2 protein-coding genes and 2 pseudogenes are annotated in these 3325 nt (G+C 43.4%); 2 read left to right on the forward strand and 2 right to left on the reverse strand.

What is annotated here, in order from left to right:
• Nucleotides 1–190, forward strand: a pseudogene (locus ABLA76_RS17935) (single-stranded DNA-binding protein); the annotation flags it as partial.
• Nucleotides 191–254: 64 nt separating this feature from the next.
• Here ABLA76_RS17935 and ABLA76_RS17940 read toward each other — a convergent pair.
• Together ABLA76_RS17940 and ABLA76_RS17945 are read right to left on the reverse strand one after the other, a co-directional pair.
• Nucleotides 255–911 (reverse strand): annotated as a pseudogene (locus ABLA76_RS17940) (DUF4276 family protein).
• Nucleotides 908–1999 carry an AAA family ATPase gene (locus tag ABLA76_RS17945; RefSeq protein ID WP_348988951.1) on the reverse strand — a complete coding sequence of 364 codons (1092 nt, stop codon included), beginning with the start codon at nucleotides 1997–1999 and terminating at the stop codon, nucleotides 908–910. The pseudogene ABLA76_RS17940 and the gene ABLA76_RS17945 overlap by 4 nt, the downstream one beginning before the upstream one ends.
• A gap of 120 nt (nucleotides 2000–2119) precedes the next feature.
• On the opposite strand from ABLA76_RS17945, the gene ABLA76_RS17950 reads away from it, so the two are divergent.
• The gene (locus ABLA76_RS17950; protein WP_273549767.1) at nucleotides 2120–2980 is read left to right on the forward strand and encodes an aminoglycoside 6-adenylyltransferase; all 861 of its coding nucleotides are present in this window, start codon (nucleotides 2120–2122) and stop codon (nucleotides 2978–2980) included.
• Nucleotides 2981–3325 lie beyond the last annotated feature (345 nt).

Here is a 3325-nt window from a genome sequence, read left to right on the forward strand (position 1 = left end):
CACGATGCAGATGCTGGGAAGCCGTGGCGATGTAAAACAGGCGGCTGCTCAGCAGGTGGGGCATAAGTCAGCACCGAGGCCACAGCCTTCTCAACCCGCCAATAAGGAAAGAAAGGCGACTCCGGCAGTACAACCTGCTGCGTTACAGGAAGAGGAGGAAATGGACTGGGATTCGGAGATCCCGTTCTGAGCTGTTTAACCTATTGCCCTGTTATCACAGGGCTTATTCTTATTTACTGGTAAAATGATGTGGCTTATTTAATACGAGTGACCAGTGTAGCCAGCTTGTTTAGCCATTGATTGAAATGTGGACATTGGGCGCGAATGGTATCTAAACCAATATCACCGACGATCAGTGGACCATGTAAGGTTTTATGGTAATTGGGAATGATTGCCAGAATACGTTTAGACGGAGCCGTTTGCGGGCTGTTATTAATATCTTCAGGTGTATCAAATTCATCTTTGATGGCCTGTAGTGCGGCAATCGGTGCATGGTCATCAAGTCAGTCTGCAAATTTTTCGGGTTGGCAGAACAGTAAGGCTTCAAATTCATGCAATAACAGATTGGGAATAAAATTAGCCTGTCCGATATCATTTGCGAAAGCTTGTTCCAGCTTCATTACCCGTTCGTTGGCCGCATTATCCCGTTGTTCGTTATAATCAGGGAAATCAGTCGGCAGGCCATAGTAGTCGATAAGTGTGGTGACGAATGCACCGGGATCTTGTCGGCATAAGCGGGTAATTTGGTGTTTTACTTTGCCGTAACTCGTAATCCCACCTTTCTGGCTGGAACTCGTCTGGGCTAATATGGGGGTCAGATAGATCTGTTGTGCAAAAAAATAAGGCGCCAGCACATCCCGCACGAAAGTTTCTTCCGTCTGTCCTTCTACAAAAACATTGATACGGATCATCGCTGTGGTCTCCCGCCGAGTAAGTTTTTCTTCCATAATTCACCCAGGCTATAGTCTTCAAGCCATTCGGACAGAGCTTCATTATCCAAACGCTTAAAAGTAGAAGCGCCTTGTTGTTTGTCGACCACAATCAGGTCATCAGCATCAAACTGATTGACCAGCTCAACGGACTGAGTAGAAATAATCAGTTGATGTTTATTGCTGGCATTTTTAATCAAACCTGCCAATACGTTGATGGCATAGGGATGGAGTCCGAGTTCAGGTTCATCAATAATAATAGAATCGGGCATGTAATCTTCGGGTTGCAGTAGCACAGTCGTTAATAAAATAAAGCGCAAAGTGCCATCAGAGAGTTCACTGGCTTTAAAAGGGATGTCCTGCTCTTTTTCTGTCCATTCAAGCTGAATATAATCGGCATTATCCGGCGTAGGCCGCAAGTAAAAATTACCAAAAAAAGGTGCAACCATCTGAATAGTTTTGATAATGCGGGCGTAATGTTGCTGGTGATGTTTTTGCAGGCGATACAGAAACGCCGCTAAATTAGCCCCATCTTCCCGCAGATAATCATTATCATTAATACGGTGAGTTTGTTTAACTTTGGCACTGTCACTCGTGTCATGAAAATGATATACCTGCCAACGAAGCGTGGGCGGCAAGGTGCCATTTTCAAGGCTTGTATGATGTTGATTAACCTTAGATTCAAAATGTCCTGCACCAATATCATACTCTTTCTTACTGCCGAAAAAGAGTGATTCGTGGCGGAACATCATGCGGTTATCATTAGTCGGTTCCAGTTCAAATTTATAACCATTGCGGCCAAAAGAAAGCTCAGCACTCATAAACTCGGTTTTTTTACGCCCAAAGTGCAAGAGTGTATCGGGTCCCCCCATTTTGCCAACGAGAGATTGTAAGCGCTGATCAAGTAATGCGGCGGAGAAGCGAAAAAAACTGATGAAATTGGATTTTCCGGCACCATTGGCCCCAATAAGGACATTCAGGCTTCCCATTTGTAAATCACATTTTGCGATAGATTTGTAGCCTGTTATCTTAATTCTGCTTAAGTGGTCATTATTCGTTATTGGTTTCATAATTTTGCCTTTTCAGCATCATGTGACTCAAATATGCTCTATCTTAAGGTAAACAATAAAATAAGTATTGTCTTGGTCGCTGGCTTTGCGTCCTTTTTTTAGTGAAATGGAGTAAGCAATATGCAATCGCGGGATAATTGCCTGAAAGCCATTATCAAATGGGCGGAGAATGCAGACAACGTTCAGGCACTGATTCAGACTGGTTCTCTGGCCCGAAAAGATAATTCCAGTGATGATCTTTCGGATATTGATATTGAAATCATTGTATCCGACCCAAAATCACTGATGAAAGATGATCAGTGGATGCATGAATTTGGTGAACTGATTACTGTGCTTCGTCTTGATCCAGACGAACATCAAGCATGGGCCACACGTCTTGCCATTTATAACAATGGCGTAAAAGTCGATTTCACTCTGGCAGGTATTGATCGTATTCACCACATGGCAGAGAGTGGAATTCTTGATGAACTCTATGAACGAGGGTATAGAATACTATTAGACAAAACGTCGATTACCCAAGTGCTTCCTGTTTCAACATACAGATTTCCAGCGAGACAGCTTCCATCACAGTACGAATTCAAAACTTCAGTTGAAGAATTTTGGTTTGAAGCTTTCCATATACCTAAATATTTGTCTCGCGGGGAACTCTGGTTGGTTAAGTTTCGTGATAACACGATGAAAGAACTCCTGATGTGTATGTTGGAATGGCATGCACTTGCTCGAAATAATGAGTCGATAGACCTATGGCATAATGGCTTGCATTTAAAGGAATGGACTGATTCGCCAACGTGGACTGAATTGCAAAACACCTTCGGACGGTTTGACTCATCTGATGCATTACGCGCATTTGAAGCAACGACTCAACTATATGGGCGTTTGGGACGGGAAGTTGCCCAAATTATTGGCTTTGATTATCCGCAGGAGTGTGAAACCCGCATAACTGAGCTAAACAGAAAAGTTTTGTCGCAGCATATACTTTGAGTATTCTGAATATATTTCATTTACTTGTTAAACTAACACGTTCGATTATTGAATTAGATAACGTAATTCGTTAAAGTAAAAAAGCTATCGGCAGAATCCGATAGTCAAGGAATCTCACCCTTGCTAAGAGTAACCCACTGGTAGGAATTTTCTGCCAGTGCGCCTGTTATCGCCCTTTCAATGGCGGTTCAGGCAGGGGAGGCTTCGGCCTCGCCGGAAGGTTACTCCCGGTAGTGAGATCCCTGTCTGAACCACCACCATCAATAATCAACAGAAGGGGAAGCAGGTTATGACTCACACTCGACAAGACTGGCACCCAGCCGAAATTATTTGTGCATTACGCAA

Source organism: Xenorhabdus sp. SGI240 (assembly GCF_040081915.1).
Taxonomy (GTDB): domain Bacteria; phylum Pseudomonadota; class Gammaproteobacteria; order Enterobacterales; family Enterobacteriaceae; genus Xenorhabdus; species Xenorhabdus bakwenae.